The sequence below is a fragment of the Chitinophaga sp. SVR4-12A genome (assembly GCF_056754765.1).
Window position 1 is genome coordinate 1659802 of sequence record NZ_JBPGWP010000001.1, and the last position, 15258, is coordinate 1675059.

Sequence of the window (15258 nt, forward strand, 5' to 3'; positions counted from 1 at the left end):
TTTCCCGTCTGCCGCAATGCGGCTAATGCTCCTCCTCCTCCCCTTTCTGTTCTTCCAGGTACTGCTTATATGCTTCTTCCGCTATCGCAGTAAGCTGTTGCTTATCTGTCACATCAACCTCTTCACTGAACCAATGTGTGAGATCAGGCTCGAAGTTAAGCTTCTTCTGGTCCAGCGGTTGCGGGCCGTTTAATACGTATTCCCAATTTCCGCTTTCATCTGTTTTGTACCGGTATAAGGTGAGCCATACTGCAGCTTGATCATTCTGCTGCACTTTTATACGGGTGACCTGCTCTAGCGCTGCCAGTTCAGCATCATCGGTTAGTATATTGCCAACGTAGCTGCGTCCCAGCACATCCTGCGTAAGCAGGTGGCGGATATGCTGCAGCCGGTTGTGGCGCTTTACAGATGAAATGAACGGGTAGGCGTTGTAGTTATCAATGAGGATCGACTTCAGTACGATATCGTTCACCTTGATGCCCTGGTTTATTAAGCCGCGGGCGCCAAGGGTGCGGAGCGACATGGTAGTATCTGCCAGCAGCTCGCGAAAGCTGGGCACAGTGGACGCCGGCATGCCAGGCAAGGCAAGTATGTAGCCGATGTTCTGCAGGCTACTCTGCCATTTCCAGTTGCTGTCTGATTCCGGCTGCAGTTTCTTCCATTGCTGTATATCGCGTGCGAACAGTTTTACCAGGCCAGGAACCAGGCGTTCCAATTTGTATTTTTCAAAATAAGGTGAAACCCATATGGAATCATTGGCGGTAAATGCTGCAAAGGCCTGCAGAAAACCCGGGGAATGTTCAGCAGCAGCAACGATCTCTGGCAGGTATTGCTGGTACAAGCTGTCGTTATCTTTGAAGCCGTAATCGAAAACACCCCAGGTAGCAGTGCTTTCCTGCAATTGAGGCCCCAGGCGCAGGAAGGTGTGCATCGCGGTATCTGTCTGAAGCCCGCTCAGGAAACGCATCACACTTTTGCGCCGTTCGTTATCTGGGGTACTTGCAAACAGCGATTCAGCCGCATGTACTATGGAATCATTGGCCAGCTTCGCCAGGGAATGCAGCAGGTCTACTTTTACGTTGTTATCGCCCGTGTCTGCAGGGATAGGTTTGGTCAGGACACTGAGTATGGCGCCTATGTCCGAGCTATCGGGTGTGAGATGGTCTGTGTAGGCAAGGGCGCCATGGAATACAGCTGAATCTGTGCTTTGCAGATCATTCAGCAGCAAACCCAGTTTCTTCTGTGCGAGCTGACGGGTATCTTTCCGTTCTTTACTGCCAGGATGGAAGGAGGCAAAGAACTGTTTGGCATAACCTTTCCCAACCAGTTCTTCCGGCAGGATAGCAGACAAGCGATAAACGGTATGTCCGGCCAGCACTGCTTTGCGATAGAGGCGCAGACCGGTAAGGCGCACTTTCGTTTCTACTTCATAAGCGGGCAGGCCGTCCTGGCTGTACTGCCGGGATGCCGTTATAATGAGATTGCTATCGTTGCGCTGCATGAATGCGTTGATGATACTATCAGGCGACTCATGGTAATAACGGTGATATTTATCTACTCCTACGATGTACATCGCATTAGATAAGGTATCCATTGCCTGGTACTGAAATGTTTCCACCGTTGATGAACCATCGTACTCATTGATCGGGCCACCTTCAAGGGCCAGCGGACCGCTGATAGTAAAGCTGCAGTCTGCAGGTGTAAACGGAACAACCGGGGACTGTGACAGCAAAGGCAATATGCGAAACTCATCGAGGAAGCGGCGCCAGTAGCTGCTGTCTGTATGTGCTTTGTCGTACACACACATCAGGCAGTAGGCCATATTGCCTCTTGGTATAAAGCCGACACGGGTAATGAATCCATTGGCATGCTGCCAGCTAAACTGGTGGCGGGGTAAGCCGCTCTGTTCAGACACGGTGGAATCGATCAGCTGTATGGTGCTATCCTGCCCCACCAGGAAATTCTTCAATTCATCCACCAGTTGCTGATCGTTGAGATTGTAGTAGCCTTTCTGCATCTTGAGGATGCGGACTACATAAGAGACGTTGTTAACGCCATCCAGGGAGGTGTAAACCTCTTCGGGGCGGCCGCCATTTTTGCCGGCTATTTTTGCATGATTAGCATCGATAGGCAATACTGCGGAAAAGCCCAGGTCCGGGCGCTCCAAGGTTTCATATGCCATCACCGGGTGTACAACATCATAAAAGCGCACAGAACTGAAAAAGTCTTTCCTGGCGGTGCTGTCTTTTTGCCGGGAGTTGTACATAAACACAAAGATCCTGTTATTACGGATGAACAATCGCATGTGGAACTGTATGTTCTCCCGCCGCATTACGGCCTCCGTACCGGGTATATCGCGATAGGTAATCGGATAAGATTTTTGCAGTATCGCATTACCCTGGCTGGCCATGTTGGCGACCATATTGTTGATCAGCTCCCGCTTGTCTGATGCCAGCTGAGCGATGTCCATATAGAAGGCGAAGCCGGTTTCATCGTTGTTGGTACCTACGAACATTTTACGGTTCATATTGGGCACCTGGTGAGCAATGGGGATACCGGGGAATACCACGCTATAACCTTCGGCGATCCTGTTCAGGGAATATCCTTTCAGGCTGTCCAACCGCTGGCGTTCACGCTGCGTAACGCCGGTGAAGCTGGCTTTCACCGGGCTAACGGAATATCCTTTCTTACGCAACAATTCAAGCATTCCTTTTTCGCCGGGTAAATGCGCCACGCCAACGGCGGCGAAAACACTGCCTTTAGCAGCCAGTTTGGCCAGATTATCCGCCATTTCAATATTGCGGGGAATCAGTTCGAGATGATCTTCCTCTTCCTGCCAGCTGTCTACCAGCGTCAGGATCTGCTGCAGATCGCCTTCATAGTAATGGTTCACCAGCGCATCCAGGTAAGCGACCCTTGTTTTCAGGCGTTTGGTCCTGTCTTTCGCATTACCGGTACCGCTGCTCTTATATCCCAGGGCCCAGAGGAAGGCTTCTTTCTGAATTGCTGATACGTCAGCGCTCATGATATCCAGCTGATTCTGGATCCTTTCGAGGCTGTGTACGGATTTATTAAGGCCGGTGGCTTTCTGGTACAGCCAGGCATCCAGGAAGATGTTCTCAGGTTTACGGGCAGGGCGGCTTTCGTTCTTGCTTAGTTCTTCCTCTTCCCCGATCAGCAATTTCTCCAGGAACCATAAGCGCTTCAGGCTGAGCTGGTCCAAAGGGGCGCCGGTCTTTTCTTTTACCAGGCTGTCTACATAGTGATATTCTTCTTCGCTCAGCAAACGGCGCATATGGTTGACCGTATCTTTCAAAGGGCCGTTAGGCGCCAGCATATAGGCCAGCATGGAGTCCATATCCACTTCCATGGCGAAGGACGCGGTGCTGCGTAAAGCTGTCAATACGGAATCACTGAATTCAAACACCCGCCTGTCGGTCAGGTGCATGGTGCCAAAGAGGTAAGAAGGCGATGGCATGCCGGGAGCATCAATACGCCAGAGCAGCTGGTAATTAGAGCGGTTATTGTGCTGGGCGCGTAAAAAGGCTGTTTGCATCAGTAAGGCTAACAGCAGGAATATCATGCGGGTATAACGTCCGGTGTCCCAGGGCCGGCAATAAGTATAGGCGAACATCCCATAAAGATAATAAAGCCAGCGGATGTGCGGAATGCGATAAAAGTTGTATTTGGAAAAAACGAAAGTAAGCCCGCCTAGGACGCGAGCTTACACTATTAGCATTCATCAACTAAACGGTCAATTTTCACAATACACGCGGGTAAGAACAGGTATAGGGCTTACCCGTGTAGGTTCAGGTTCGTGGTTAAAATCATTACAAAGACATACCTACTCTTTTCTTTCAGGTTTTCGGTGGCCCCTGCTGTTGCAACAAGAAGTTTATAGTCTGGCTTTTCAAATAAAATTTCTCTGTTGAGCCGGTACCCCGGAAATATCACCGGCCCGATTGCGTTGCACACCCTCTCTTCACATCGCCGGTGATATTTCCGTGATACCTTTTTGTAACCATAGGGATTTAAAGCGTTTGGGCTACGCTGATGGTCTGGCAGGAAGCAAGCGCCCGGTACTTGCGCCGTGCGCTGCGCTGCCATATTTCATGCCCCTTTTTATCACTTGTTTTGTATCCGTTGTTTGATGATGTAAAGGTAGGGTTAGCAGGTACCTCTACCTATGACCGCAATAGGATAAATGGCTGATTGTGATCAGGAAGAAAAATTTAATATATTAATATGTCAAATATGTTTAGTATTGTAAGTATTAAAAATCCCTATATCATCCACTATGAAGCTAACAGCATCCCTTCTGGCCTTACTATTTTCCATGGCATCCTTTGCGCAGACATCCGAAGAACTAAAAGCCGCCGGTCAACAGCGTTACGACCGGAATGATTATGCAGGCGCCAGATCTGCATTTGACAGCGCCATCGCCCTGAAAAAAGATGATGCGGAACTTTATATCCTGCGGGGAAATACCCGCATGCGGCTAAAGGATAGCAAAGGGGCATTGGAAGATTATAACGCTTCCATCGCCATAAAACCTTCTGCCCGTGCGTATGATAACCGTGGCATTATTAAAAAAAATGCGAAAGACTATGACGGGGCCATCGAAGATTGTAACAAGGCCATTGCAATAGATCCTTCTTATAAATATGCTTACACGTCAAGGGCGCTGCTGCTGAGAGTTCATAAAAAAGATCATCAAGCGGCGCTGGCTGATCTGGACAAATATATCCTGCTTGATCCAGCGGATGCAGAGGGATACAGCATCAGGGGCATGGTGAAAGCCGAGATGGGAAACAATAAAGGCGGTATTGCAGATTTTAGCAGATCGCTTGAACTGGATAGTAAGAACGCTGAGCTATACTATTACCGCGGCATGCTGGAAATGGAGGAGCACCAGGAAACTGCTGCCTGTGCAGATTTTGCGCGGGCGATCAAAGCCGGTGTTGAGATCACGGATAAAGCGGTTATAGAATTTATAAAGAAGTGCCCTAAAGGCAGGACGTATATTGTAAACTGATGAAAAATATGTTGTGAAAAGGAAGATGCTGGTATTGGACCAGCATCCTCCTTTTGTTTAGCACCTAGAAACCGTTTATAATCAGGCGGGGTCGCAGATCTGCCCTCTCATGATAACATGAAACAAAGTTCCGCATGTTAAGCGGAGTCTGTGTTACCGGAAACAGCCTGAAGCCAATCATCGTGTGCCCTTCAGCAACGGCAGCTTTCACCATTGCAGTCACGTCTATCGTAAGATCCAGGGAAGATAAATTGGTATGCGGCACCAATACCTGGTCAGCCGTAGTAACGGCCGGTAAATTGCCCCAATTGATGAGATTCATTTGAGTAACATCCCAGGCGCCCGTTACCCGTTGCACGTAAAAGGCATTATTAGTGCCATAATTTGCATGCACACCATCTCCATTTATAGGAGTGGGATTTGAATACAACTTCAGAATGGCAGATTGGATGCCATCCGGAGTTGGAGCCAATGAATGCGTGCTACAGAAGTACCCGTAAAAATAGAAAGGAAGACTGCTTACGGTCCACATGCCTACCATCAATTCTGTGGCTGGATAAAAAGTCCGGTCACTGCGCGGGCCTACGAATCCAATGGGAGATGCGCTTCCGTCAAGGAATCCCAGGATTGAATTCTGCCTCAGTGCATCGCTGTGAGAACCGGCGGTTGACAGCTCCTGGTTTGCCGGCACCGCTTTTTCGTTGTTAAGTTCCTTGGTACAGCTTGAAAGAAGGATCAAAATTGCAAGGATTAACAGAACAGGGTTTGTTGAAAGTTGATGTCTCATTTTGTTTGCAATTTGGTTTTTTGAGAAAATTGAAGAGACACCAAATTAGCGCAATAAAGGAAGGAGGACCAAAGCGGTTTATCAACGGTAGTGAAATGTTTACAAACGGATCATGATAATCACGTTATTCAATTGATCTTTACTGCAGGCCATCCATCGGCGCTCCAATTTATTTCTTCTATGATCAGCTTGGAACGCCCGCGGTCCTTTGCATCGTAACCATGCAATATGATATAGTCTTTGCCGGAGTTACTGAACACCGCATTATGACCGGCGCCGTACCAGTTCACGCCATCGCCCTGGGCTACCAGTGTACCGCCATCCAGCTGTAAGGGTTGTTGCTGTTGATCCAGGTAAGGGCCCTGTACTTTTTCACTTCTTCCCACTACTACCTTGTAGGTGCTTTTCTCTCCCTGGCAGCAATAGTCGCGTGAGACAAAGAGATAATAATATCTTCCTTTCCTGAAAATGAAGGGCGCTTCTATTGCTCCATTACCTGCAGACGTATCCGGCGTGGAAAACTCCCGTGGCCTTCGGGCAATGGTGTACCATTCCTGGGGTTCCGCAACAGCCTGCAGATCTTGCTGCAGTTTTACCAGTTTGATACCATCCCAGAAAGAACCGAATGACAGCCAGGGTGTACCGTTTTCATCAAGAATGAGATTGGGATCAATGGCATTCCACATATCACGGCCAGGTACAGATTGAATGACTTTGCCTTTGTCTTCCCATTTGTAATCAGGCGACTTAGGGTCCAGTGTAGCATTGACAGCGAGCCCTATGCAGGAGGTATTCTTTCCGAAGGCGGAAACGGCGTAATACAAGTAATAACGGCCTTTGTAAAAGCTGATATCGGGCGCCCAGATATGTCCTTTGAAACCGGGAATACCTTGTACTGCCCATTCAGGCGGACGGTTGAATACAGGCGCCTCTTTTCGCCAATGCTGCAGATCAGTGGAAGAAAATACGGAGATGCCGTTGCCCGTGCAGAACAGGTAATATGTATCTTTTTCTTTGATCAGCACGGGATCATGCACCGGCGTGTTGCGGGTGCTGAACTCCGTTCCCTGGGGTACGGGCTGTGCCCGTACGCCGAAGGAAGGAATCAATAGTATAGCAAGGAAGGGTATCAGGCGTTTCACAATGTATCCTTTTTGAATAATGGTTTTACAAGCTTACCCGCAATACATTCAGCGAGTAGGGTGCAAGCTCCACCGGGAACCGTTTGCCCGGTGTTTTGATCTCTTTGCTCCTGGGCGCTACCTGCCTGGGCTGCTCAAAACTATTCATCCCGTTTGGATCACCGCTCTGCAGTACTGTCAGCTTTGCCTGTGCAGCGGGCTTTGTATCCAGCTCCAGGGTACAGGTTTGCGGCATCGTGGATACATTCACCAGTTTGATGATCAGTTCATTGCTTTTCTCATCCAGCGCGGCAGAGGCATAGAGGCTGTCCTGCCCGGCAACAACGTCATTGCCCATCCGTAGCGGGACGATGGCGCTACCTTTGTTCAGGGAGAATAATTGCTGTACATAATAATTGGGCGTACCAAAGGATTGCAGGTTATTTACCCAGATCAGGTCAGGCGTCCATTGCCAGCCGTCTGCATGCGCAAACAAGGGGGCGTAGGATGCCATGCTTACCACGTCTGCATTTCTTTCCAGGCCGGTCATGAAGGCGGCCTCCGAGAGGGCAGTCAGCCAGTTATTCTTGTTATGGATGCTCACTACCTTGTCGCTTTGCGCAGCATATTCACCGGCAAATATCTTTGATCCGTTCCGTGGATAGTTATCATAGCGCCGCGCGTTCTGCATGAACCATTGCGGTGGGCGGTAGTAATGTTCATCGATGATATCCGCATGCATATCGCGGAGTGTTTTGTTCAGGTAGTCGAAACGTTCTCCATTGGGATCGGTGCCTGCGCTATTCACCAGCTTGATATCAGGGTATTTTTCTTTGATGGCTTTGGTGAACAGCTTCAGCCGCTCTATGTATTGAGGGCCCCAGTTTTCGTTGCCTACTCCCAGCAGCTTCAGGTTAAAAGGAGTGGGATGTCCCATATCAGCACGCAGCTTACCCCATTGCGTGTTGACATCACCGTTAGCAAATTCGATAAGGTCAAGCGCGTCCTGGATATAAGGATCCAGCTCATTCAATGGCACCAGCTCTGCAGAATTGAACTGGCAGGCCATACCACAGTTAAGAATAGGCAGCGGCTCTGCTCCCAGATCCTCTGCCAGCTGAAAGTATTCAAAGAAACCGAGCCCGAATGTCTGGAAATAATCCGGTGTGGGACGGTGCGCAAATTCAAAATTCCAGCGGTTGATGATCAGCTGCCGTTCCTCGATGGGGCCGATCGTCTTCTTCCATTGATAGCGCTGCGAGAGGTCAAAACCTTCTACGATACAGCCGCCGGGAAAACGGATAAACCCCGGCTTCATGTCGGCAAGGAGCTGGATCATATCTGCCCGCATTCCACCGGGACGGTTTTTCCAGGTATCTTCAGGAAAGAGCGAGATCATGTCGAGGTCGATTGTTCCATTGCCTTCCAGCCATAGCTGTAAGCTGGCCTTTGGCGCTGTGGCGGTGGCATGAAAGCTGACAGCCTGTTTATGCCATGCCGTGTCTTGCGCGGATGGCGTGAGTATGGTATCGCCGATCACGCGGCTGCTGCTGTCCAATAATTGTATATGTAAACGGACGCCTGGTTCCTGCTGCCTGTAGAGTACAGAAAAATCATAACGCAGCCCTTGTTTAATGCCCATGCCGCGAAAGCCTTCATTTAACAATCCTGCGTCACCTTGTACGGCATTCCTGATGGTGCTGCGCAGGAAACGCGGATTGGCGGTATGGGCAGGCGCCCTGTTGAGGATTAGCAGATCGCCTTCCTTTACTTTTGTACCATTCACCGTCCATCCCATCAGCGGCTTAAAAAATTCAAAGGAACGGTTCTTGACCAGCTCTGCGTAGATGCCGCCATCGGCTCCCATGTTGATGTCTTCAAAAAAGACGCCCCACATCGTAGGTGATATTTTGCCCGTGATGTTCCGGGTGTTTACCGTGAGGACTTTATTATGCTGTGCTTCTGTAACACCTGGCGCTGCCAGCAGGCCAAGCGCCAGTACCTGTAATACCATTTTTTTCATTACATCCAGTTATCGGTTTGCAGAGATCATTATTTGCTTTTCTTGCCCCATATGGCCGTGCCGTCATTATTCAGGCCGGTAAATATAAAGGTGGGGATTTTCTTTTCCCAGTCGCGTCCGCGCTGCACCAGCACTTTATCGGTAAAGCCGTTACTCCAGTGCAGTTCCAGCCAGGGAGCGTTATAGGTCCATTTACTGTTGGCGTCGTTGTTCAGCGTTCCGTTTGCTGAGATAGTAAGCGCTATGGAGACCTGGAAATCCGGTGATACCTGCTCATCCCCATAGCCTGGCACGATGCGGTATCCCAGTATGATCTGTTCCCAGTTACCGGCGATGCTATCCACCGGCACATTGGCATTATCTTCCCAGGCGTAACGCTCAGGCGATACTATGGGCCATCCGTCCTTTGTCCAGAACATCTTGCGAACATGCAGGTCCATGAAGTATTTGTCTACACCCGGGCGGCCCTGGTGTGCAAGGTAGTACTGTCCTCCCCCATCGTCAAACACGGTACAGTGAGAAACGCCCTGCCAGCCGCCATGACCATTGAAGCGGTAAGGCGCGGTGATCATGGGGCCATGATCTACGTTGGTATTGGCGTCTGCTCCTTTGAAATCGTAAAACGGCCCATCGGGCCTGTCGCCACGCATCACGCGTGTGTTATACTTTGTTTCCAGCCAGTCGTATGCAATGAACAGAAAATATTTATTCAGCGACGGGTTATAGATCACTTCGGGCCCTTCTATGTTACCGTTATATTTTCCGTTGGTAAACCCGCGATTGGCAATACGTTTACCTTTATCGCCGGCTGTTTGGGCGAGGCCGGTAGCAGGGTCCAGCTTGAGTACATAGATCCCATCCCAGGCAGAGCCGTAATACATCCAGTGCTCACCGGAGGGAGTAACAATAACGCTCGGATCGATGGCATTGGTCTGGATGCTGTTATCGTTCAGGGAGCTTACTACGATGCCTTTTTCTGTCCAGGGCCCTTCCGGTGATGATGCGGTGGCCAGACCGATCACGCTGAGGCGTCCCAGGTTGGAAGCCAGCGAATAATAAAGACGGTATTCGTTGTTTACTTTCAGTACGCTGGGCGCCCACAGGCTGTTATTGGGTGTACCATTGCGTTGCTGTATGAAGGATGCGCCCATCGGCGGGATTTTGTCAAATACCCATCCTGCATAGGTCCACTCCACCAGGTCTTTTGATTTACGCACCTGGATCCCCGGCCTTACGCTGATGCCATAACCAACGTCTGTGCTGTAGCTGTAATAGTAAGTACCGAACTTCCGGATAACAGGGTCGTGTACGTTATAAGGCCCCCATTTTGGATAATACACAAAGGGCGCAACGTCTGCATAAGTATCATTGATCGTATTGATATCAAAGGCCGCTGCCGGAGCTTTCACGTCAGTGGAATCCGAAGGAGGTGCAGGCGTATCCTTTTTACTGCAGGAGATCATAGCTGCTGCGAGTAAAAACAAGAGGACCCGGTTCCTGTAATGGAGGAAGATCATGCGCGCTGTTTATAGATATGGTAAATCAATAAGAAGGGTTTTGTTTGAAACCGGGATTATTGTCTATCTCTCCCTGCGGAATGGGATAGAGCTCTTTCCCTGGTTTATAGTTGTTGAACTCCGGATCGCGCGACTTCAGCATATCGAGCTTAGTGGCATCCTGCAGCCAACCCCAGCGGCGTATATCATCGAAGCGGTGGCCTTCCAGGCAAAACTCCAGCAGGCGTTCATGCGCGAGGCGGTCACGCATCTGTGCTTTGGTAAGAGCGGCCATTGCAACGGTGATGTCCGGCAGCTTGGCGCGGGTCCTTACCTGTTGGATATAAGCGGCTGCCTGGGCTGTCTGGTCTTGCTCATTCAGGCACTCTGCATACATGAGCAGGATGTCTGCATAGCGCATCAGTCTTTCGTTGATACCTGATTTCCAGTCGTACTCATTTGCCTTGTTCCCATCACCGTTCTCGTACTTCCTGCAAAAGATATCATTGAGATAGGAGCTGTTGGCATATACCTGTGCAAATGGTTGTCCATAGATCATTTCACCGGGCTTGTTGTAGAAGATGGTAGCGTCCAGGCGCGGGTCTGTGGCGCCATCTACTGTCTTTTCCTGCATGAACTCATTGAATACAGACATGGAAGGCTGCACGTCTGTCCACCCAAAATTAGGCGCCCCGAAAGTAATGGCCCTTGCTGATGTTTTTGCCCAGGTGGAGGTAGGAATACCCTGCCATCCCAGGTCTGTGCCGCCTGCGGTGGTAGAGAACTGCACTTCGAAAATGGATTCTGCGTTATTCTCTTTGCTCTCGGTGAAATTGTCTTTATAATCGGGCATCAGCTGGTATACGCCCAGGTCTATCACTTTCTTAAATTGTTCTGCTGCCTGCGGGTACATCTTGTTAAAGAGATAAGCTTTACCGAGATAGCCCATGGCGGCGCCTTTAGTGGCCCTTCCTAACTGATTGGCGTCCGGTCCGTTCACATCTTTATAGGAAACCGGCAGCAGGTCTGCTGCAGATTTGAAGTCGGCGATCACCTGTTGCCAGCCTTCCTCCTGCGTAGTTTGCTTTCCATAGAAATCCGTTTTTGACTGCGGCGTGCTGGTAGGCAGCGCCACATTACCGAAGAGGTTCACGAGGTGGAAAAAGTACAGTCCTCTCAGGAAGTAGGCTTGTCCGAGCACACGGTTCTTCAGATCGTTGTCCATATTGATCGCCGGTACATTATCCAGCACCTGGTTACAGCGGAACACGCCTTCGTAATATTCATCAAAGGCCCATCCGTACCCGTCTGCATTGCCGGTTCCCAGCGCAAATTTACCGATACCGGAAATGGCTGTCCAGGGGCTGTTGCTCCGGATATCGTCGCCCCTTACATCCAGCAGTGCCGGTGTGAAGCGCATGTAAGCGCCGTCCAGCAGCATGGGCGCATAGGCAGCGTTGATGCCTTGTACGGCATCGTTGCTTGTTTCCCAGAAGGTTTGGGAAGTTTGTGCATTCGGGTTTACCTGGTCCAGTTTTTTGCCGCAGCCTGTAGCCAATATGCCCGCTGCCGTCATTGCTATGATATAGTGAGATATAGTGCGTTTCATTATAATGCTGTTTAATGATTAAAGGCCTAACTGCAAACCGAACATAACTGTTCTCGGGTTCGGGAAAGAGCCATAGTCGAAGCCCCGGTTAAACAGGCCGTCGCTGATGAAATCAGGATCGTATCCTTTGTATTTCGAGATGGTGATCAGGTTTAAGCCGGAGAGGTACATGCGCAGGCTGCGGAACACATGTGTTTTGCCGAGTGTTGATTCCGGGATGGTGTAGCCGATCTGCGCATTCTGCAGCTTTACATAGGAGCCGCTTTGCACAAAGCGGTCTGAGAAGCGGCCGTTATTGATATCGTTGATCAGCGGCCGTGGCACATTAGTGTTGGTATTGGAGGGCGTCCAGTAATTCAGTTCATCAATATGGGCATTACCATATTGTCCGGACATCAGGGCGGAATACACGCCGTTATTCACCTTGCTGCCCATGTTCCCCTGCCAGAAGAAGGAGAGATCGAAGTTCTTATAGGATGCGGATACGTTCAGACCGTAATAGAACTTGGGAATAGAGGATCCGAGGTAAGCCCTGTCTGCATCAGTAATAACGCCGTCACCGTTGATATCTTTATACTTGATATCTCCGGGTTTGATACCGCCTGACTGGTCCTGCGTGGCATGTTTTGCGATATCACCCTGGTCCTGGAAGATGCCCTCTGTTACATAACCGAAGAGCTCTCCTACTTCGCGGCCTACTTCCGTTTTACTGCCTGAGCCATATACCGGGTTATTACTACCACCCAGTTTCTCTACTTTGTTCTTCAGCGTATAAGCATTGGCGTTGATTGCATAGTTCAGTGCGCCGATATGATCACGGTAGGTCAGGGTGAACTCCACCCCGCTGTTCTTCAGTGAAGCGGCGTTGGTAGTAAGCGTTTGCGGGTATGAGCCTACGGAATATGGTATAGGGATAGCGGTAATGATGTCTTTTGACAGGCGATTGTAATACTCTACGGTGAACGAAAGCTTTTCATTAAAAAGGCCCATATCCAAGGCAACGTTGGTAGTGGTAGTGGATTCCCATTTCAGGGTGGGATCTGTTACAGATACCGTGGTGGAGCCAACTGCCAGCTGATCTCCGAACACGTAGTTGGTGGTATTGTTGATGTAGGACTGATAATCATACCAGCCCAGGGCGGTCTGGTTACCCAGCACGCCGTATCCGCCCCTCAGTTTAAGGCTGCTGATAAAGGAGGGCAGCTGAAAGAACTTTTCATTGCTGATATTCCAGGCAGCGGCAAAGCCGGCGAAGTTACCATACCTGTTGGCAGGGGCAAACTTAGAGGAGCCGTCGCGCCGGAAGTTAGCGGTCAGCAAATAACGATCATCATAGTTATAGTTGATCCTGCCCAGCATGGAGTACAGGGTGGCCATGCCGTTCCAGCTGGTTACGCCTTTGGCGTTGGCCCTGGCAACGGCGGCAAAGGTCCGGAAGTTCAGGTCTGTTGTATCGGTAGCAGTGGCGGCCATCCACTGGTTCTTATCTTCCTGGTAGGTCATACCGGCCAGGAAATCAATTTTGTGTTTGCCTTTCTGTAGTTGGTAAGTGAGGGTATGTTCCAGCAGACTGGTATTGGAGTGGCCATTCTGCAGGTACATATAGTATTGTGTGTTGAGATAATAATAACCCATATCGAAGCGCGGTTCAAAATGGGAGTTCTCATAGTCGGTACGGTCATAGCTGGCGTTGATCCTGTATTTCAGGTTCTTCACGATTTCCAGTTCTCCCCACGCATTTCCCAGGAAGCGGTTACGGTCGCTGTAATCATTTACCAGGTTATTAATGCCCACTACATTGGCGGAGATGGCCCGGTTCTTCACCTGGTCGCTGCCACCGTATCCGCCGAGGCGGGACGCATCGTACACCGGCATGGTGGGGATGGCTGTCAGCATGCTGGTAACCGTTCCACCGAAAACGGCATGCCCGTTGGTAGCGGCATAATTGCCTTTATGTGATTGTGTATACGCCGCCTTGACGCCATAGCTGAAACGGCCCTTTTTGCCCTGGAGATTTGTGTTCAGGGTATAACGGTCGTACTTCTGCGGGCCTACCTGGGTGCCTGTCTGGTTGAAATAACCCAGTGAAGCATTATAGGAAATATTTTCTGTACCACCGGACAGGCTGACATTGTGATCCTGGATCAATCCCCGTTTCAGGGCTTCTTTCTGCCAGTCGGTATTGATGTCAGACACATAGGAAGGGTTGGCGGGATCATTGGCCGGGGCCAGGCTTAAACCCGCATTGGTCTCTGCTGCAGAGACGATCTGCTGGTACTGCTGGCGGTTGGCGAGCGGGATCTTCTTTGCCACCTCCTGTACGCCTACATAGCTGTTAAAATTCACCCTTACCGGTCCCTGTTTCCCTTTCTTGGTGGTAATGATGATCACGCCCGTGGCGGCCCGTGATCCGTATATGGCGGCTGCAGATGCATCTTTCAATACCTGGATACTTTCGATATCATTGGGTGAAAAATCGTAAGGGGCATCTACCGGTACACCATCTATTACAAACAGCGGGCTGTTAGGGCCGAAGGTGGTGGTACCCCGGATCTTGATCTGCACATAGCCGCCCGGCTCTCCGGAACCGTGCACACTGATACCGGCTGCCTGTCCCTGGAGCATTTTAGCTACATCGTATGATACGTTCTTTTTGGCATCGCTCACATTCACCAGCGCTACGGAGCCGGTGAGGTCTTTTTTCTTTACGGCGCCGTAGCCTACTACCACTACATCGTTCAGGTTGCGGTAGGATTTATCCAGCCTTACGGAAAGCGGGCCGTCTCCTTTCAGTACCAGTTCCCTGGTTTCAAAGCCCATGCTGCTGATGGTAGCCGGGGCGCCGTCTGCGGCCTCAATCGCAAAGTTCCCCGAAGCGTCGGTCATAGCGCCTGCGCCGCCCTTTACGCTGACGGTTGCGCCGATAACCGGCTCATTATCCTGGGTGGTGACCCTTCCCTGGAATTTTTTCCTGGCTTGCTGGGCAGATGCAGGTTGGATGAGGAAAAAAAGCGCACATGCTAGTATAGGGAGCACGCTTCTGCTTAACAAAATGCGGATCAGTTTCATAAACGTGTAATTATGCGATTTGATTTATTTCTCCGGAAAGATGCCGGGAATGCATTTAATAGTTAATTTTATTAGTGTGATAGTAACAATTAAATGTACCGTCGCCTTTATCCGGACT

At 50.1% G+C, this 15258-nt stretch carries 8 protein-coding genes; 1 reads left to right on the forward strand and 7 read right to left on the reverse strand.

Features of this window, described 5'->3' with window-relative positions:
• Positions 1-22: 22 nt before the first annotated feature.
• Positions 23-3634, reverse strand: coding sequence for a TraB/GumN family protein (locus ACR9Y8_RS06765; RefSeq protein ID WP_481212483.1), 3612 nt, complete (start codon positions 3632-3634; stop codon positions 23-25).
• Between the two features lie 663 nt (positions 3635-4297).
• Here ACR9Y8_RS06765 and ACR9Y8_RS06770 point away from each other — a divergent pair.
• Entirely contained in the window at positions 4298-5035 is a 738-nt protein-coding gene (locus ACR9Y8_RS06770; RefSeq protein ID WP_481212484.1) for a tetratricopeptide repeat protein, read from the forward strand.
• A 64-nt stretch (positions 5036-5099) separates the two neighbouring features.
• Here the strand turns inward: ACR9Y8_RS06770 and ACR9Y8_RS06775 are convergent, their stop codons facing one another.
• The 6 genes from ACR9Y8_RS06775 to ACR9Y8_RS06800 all read right to left on the reverse strand — a co-directional run bounded on the left by ACR9Y8_RS06775 (position 5100) and on the right by ACR9Y8_RS06800 (position 15140).
• Entirely contained in the window at positions 5100-5774 is a 675-nt protein-coding gene (locus ACR9Y8_RS06775) for a DNRLRE domain-containing protein (protein ID WP_481212485.1), read from the reverse strand.
• A gap of 176 nt (positions 5775-5950) precedes the next feature.
• Positions 5951-6964, reverse strand: coding sequence for a family 43 glycosylhydrolase (locus ACR9Y8_RS06780; protein WP_481212486.1), 1014 nt, complete (start codon positions 6962-6964; stop codon positions 5951-5953).
• 25 nt (positions 6965-6989) lie between these two features.
• Positions 6990-8966 (reverse strand): alpha-L-arabinofuranosidase C-terminal domain-containing protein, encoded by a 1977-nt coding sequence (locus ACR9Y8_RS06785; protein ID WP_481212487.1) that lies wholly within the window; start codon positions 8964-8966, stop codon positions 6990-6992.
• 29 nt (positions 8967-8995) lie between these two features.
• A complete protein-coding gene (locus ACR9Y8_RS06790) occupies positions 8996-10483 on the reverse strand; it encodes a family 43 glycosylhydrolase (protein ID WP_481212488.1) in 1488 nt (495 codons plus the stop codon).
• Between the two features lie 25 nt (positions 10484-10508).
• Positions 10509-12071 carry a RagB/SusD family nutrient uptake outer membrane protein gene (locus ACR9Y8_RS06795; protein ID WP_481212489.1) on the reverse strand — a complete coding sequence of 521 codons (1563 nt, stop codon included), beginning with the start codon at positions 12069-12071 and terminating at the stop codon, positions 10509-10511.
• Between the two features lie 18 nt (positions 12072-12089).
• Positions 12090-15140, reverse strand: coding sequence for a SusC/RagA family TonB-linked outer membrane protein (locus tag ACR9Y8_RS06800; RefSeq protein WP_481212490.1), 3051 nt, complete (start codon positions 15138-15140; stop codon positions 12090-12092).
• Positions 15141-15258: the final 118 nt, after the last annotated feature.

Bases quoted from the DNA above. Each gene is read 5' to 3' on its own strand.
- ACR9Y8_RS06770 (WP_481212484.1), top strand. From the start codon at position 4,298: ATGAAGCTAACAGCATCCCTTCTGGCCTTACTATTTTCCATGGCATCC.
- ACR9Y8_RS06765 (WP_481212483.1), bottom strand. From the start codon at position 3,634: ATGTTCGCCTATACTTATTGCCGGCCCTGGGACACCGGACGTTATACC.
- ACR9Y8_RS06800 (WP_481212490.1), bottom strand. From the start codon at position 15,140: ATGAAACTGATCCGCATTTTGTTAAGCAGAAGCGTGCTCCCTATACTA.
- ACR9Y8_RS06790 (WP_481212488.1), bottom strand. From the start codon at position 10,483: ATGATCTTCCTCCATTACAGGAACCGGGTCCTCTTGTTTTTACTCGCA.
- ACR9Y8_RS06785 (WP_481212487.1), bottom strand. From the start codon at position 8,966: ATGAAAAAAATGGTATTACAGGTACTGGCGCTTGGCCTGCTGGCAGCG.
- ACR9Y8_RS06795 (WP_481212489.1), bottom strand. From the start codon at position 12,071: ATGAAACGCACTATATCTCACTATATCATAGCAATGACGGCAGCGGGC.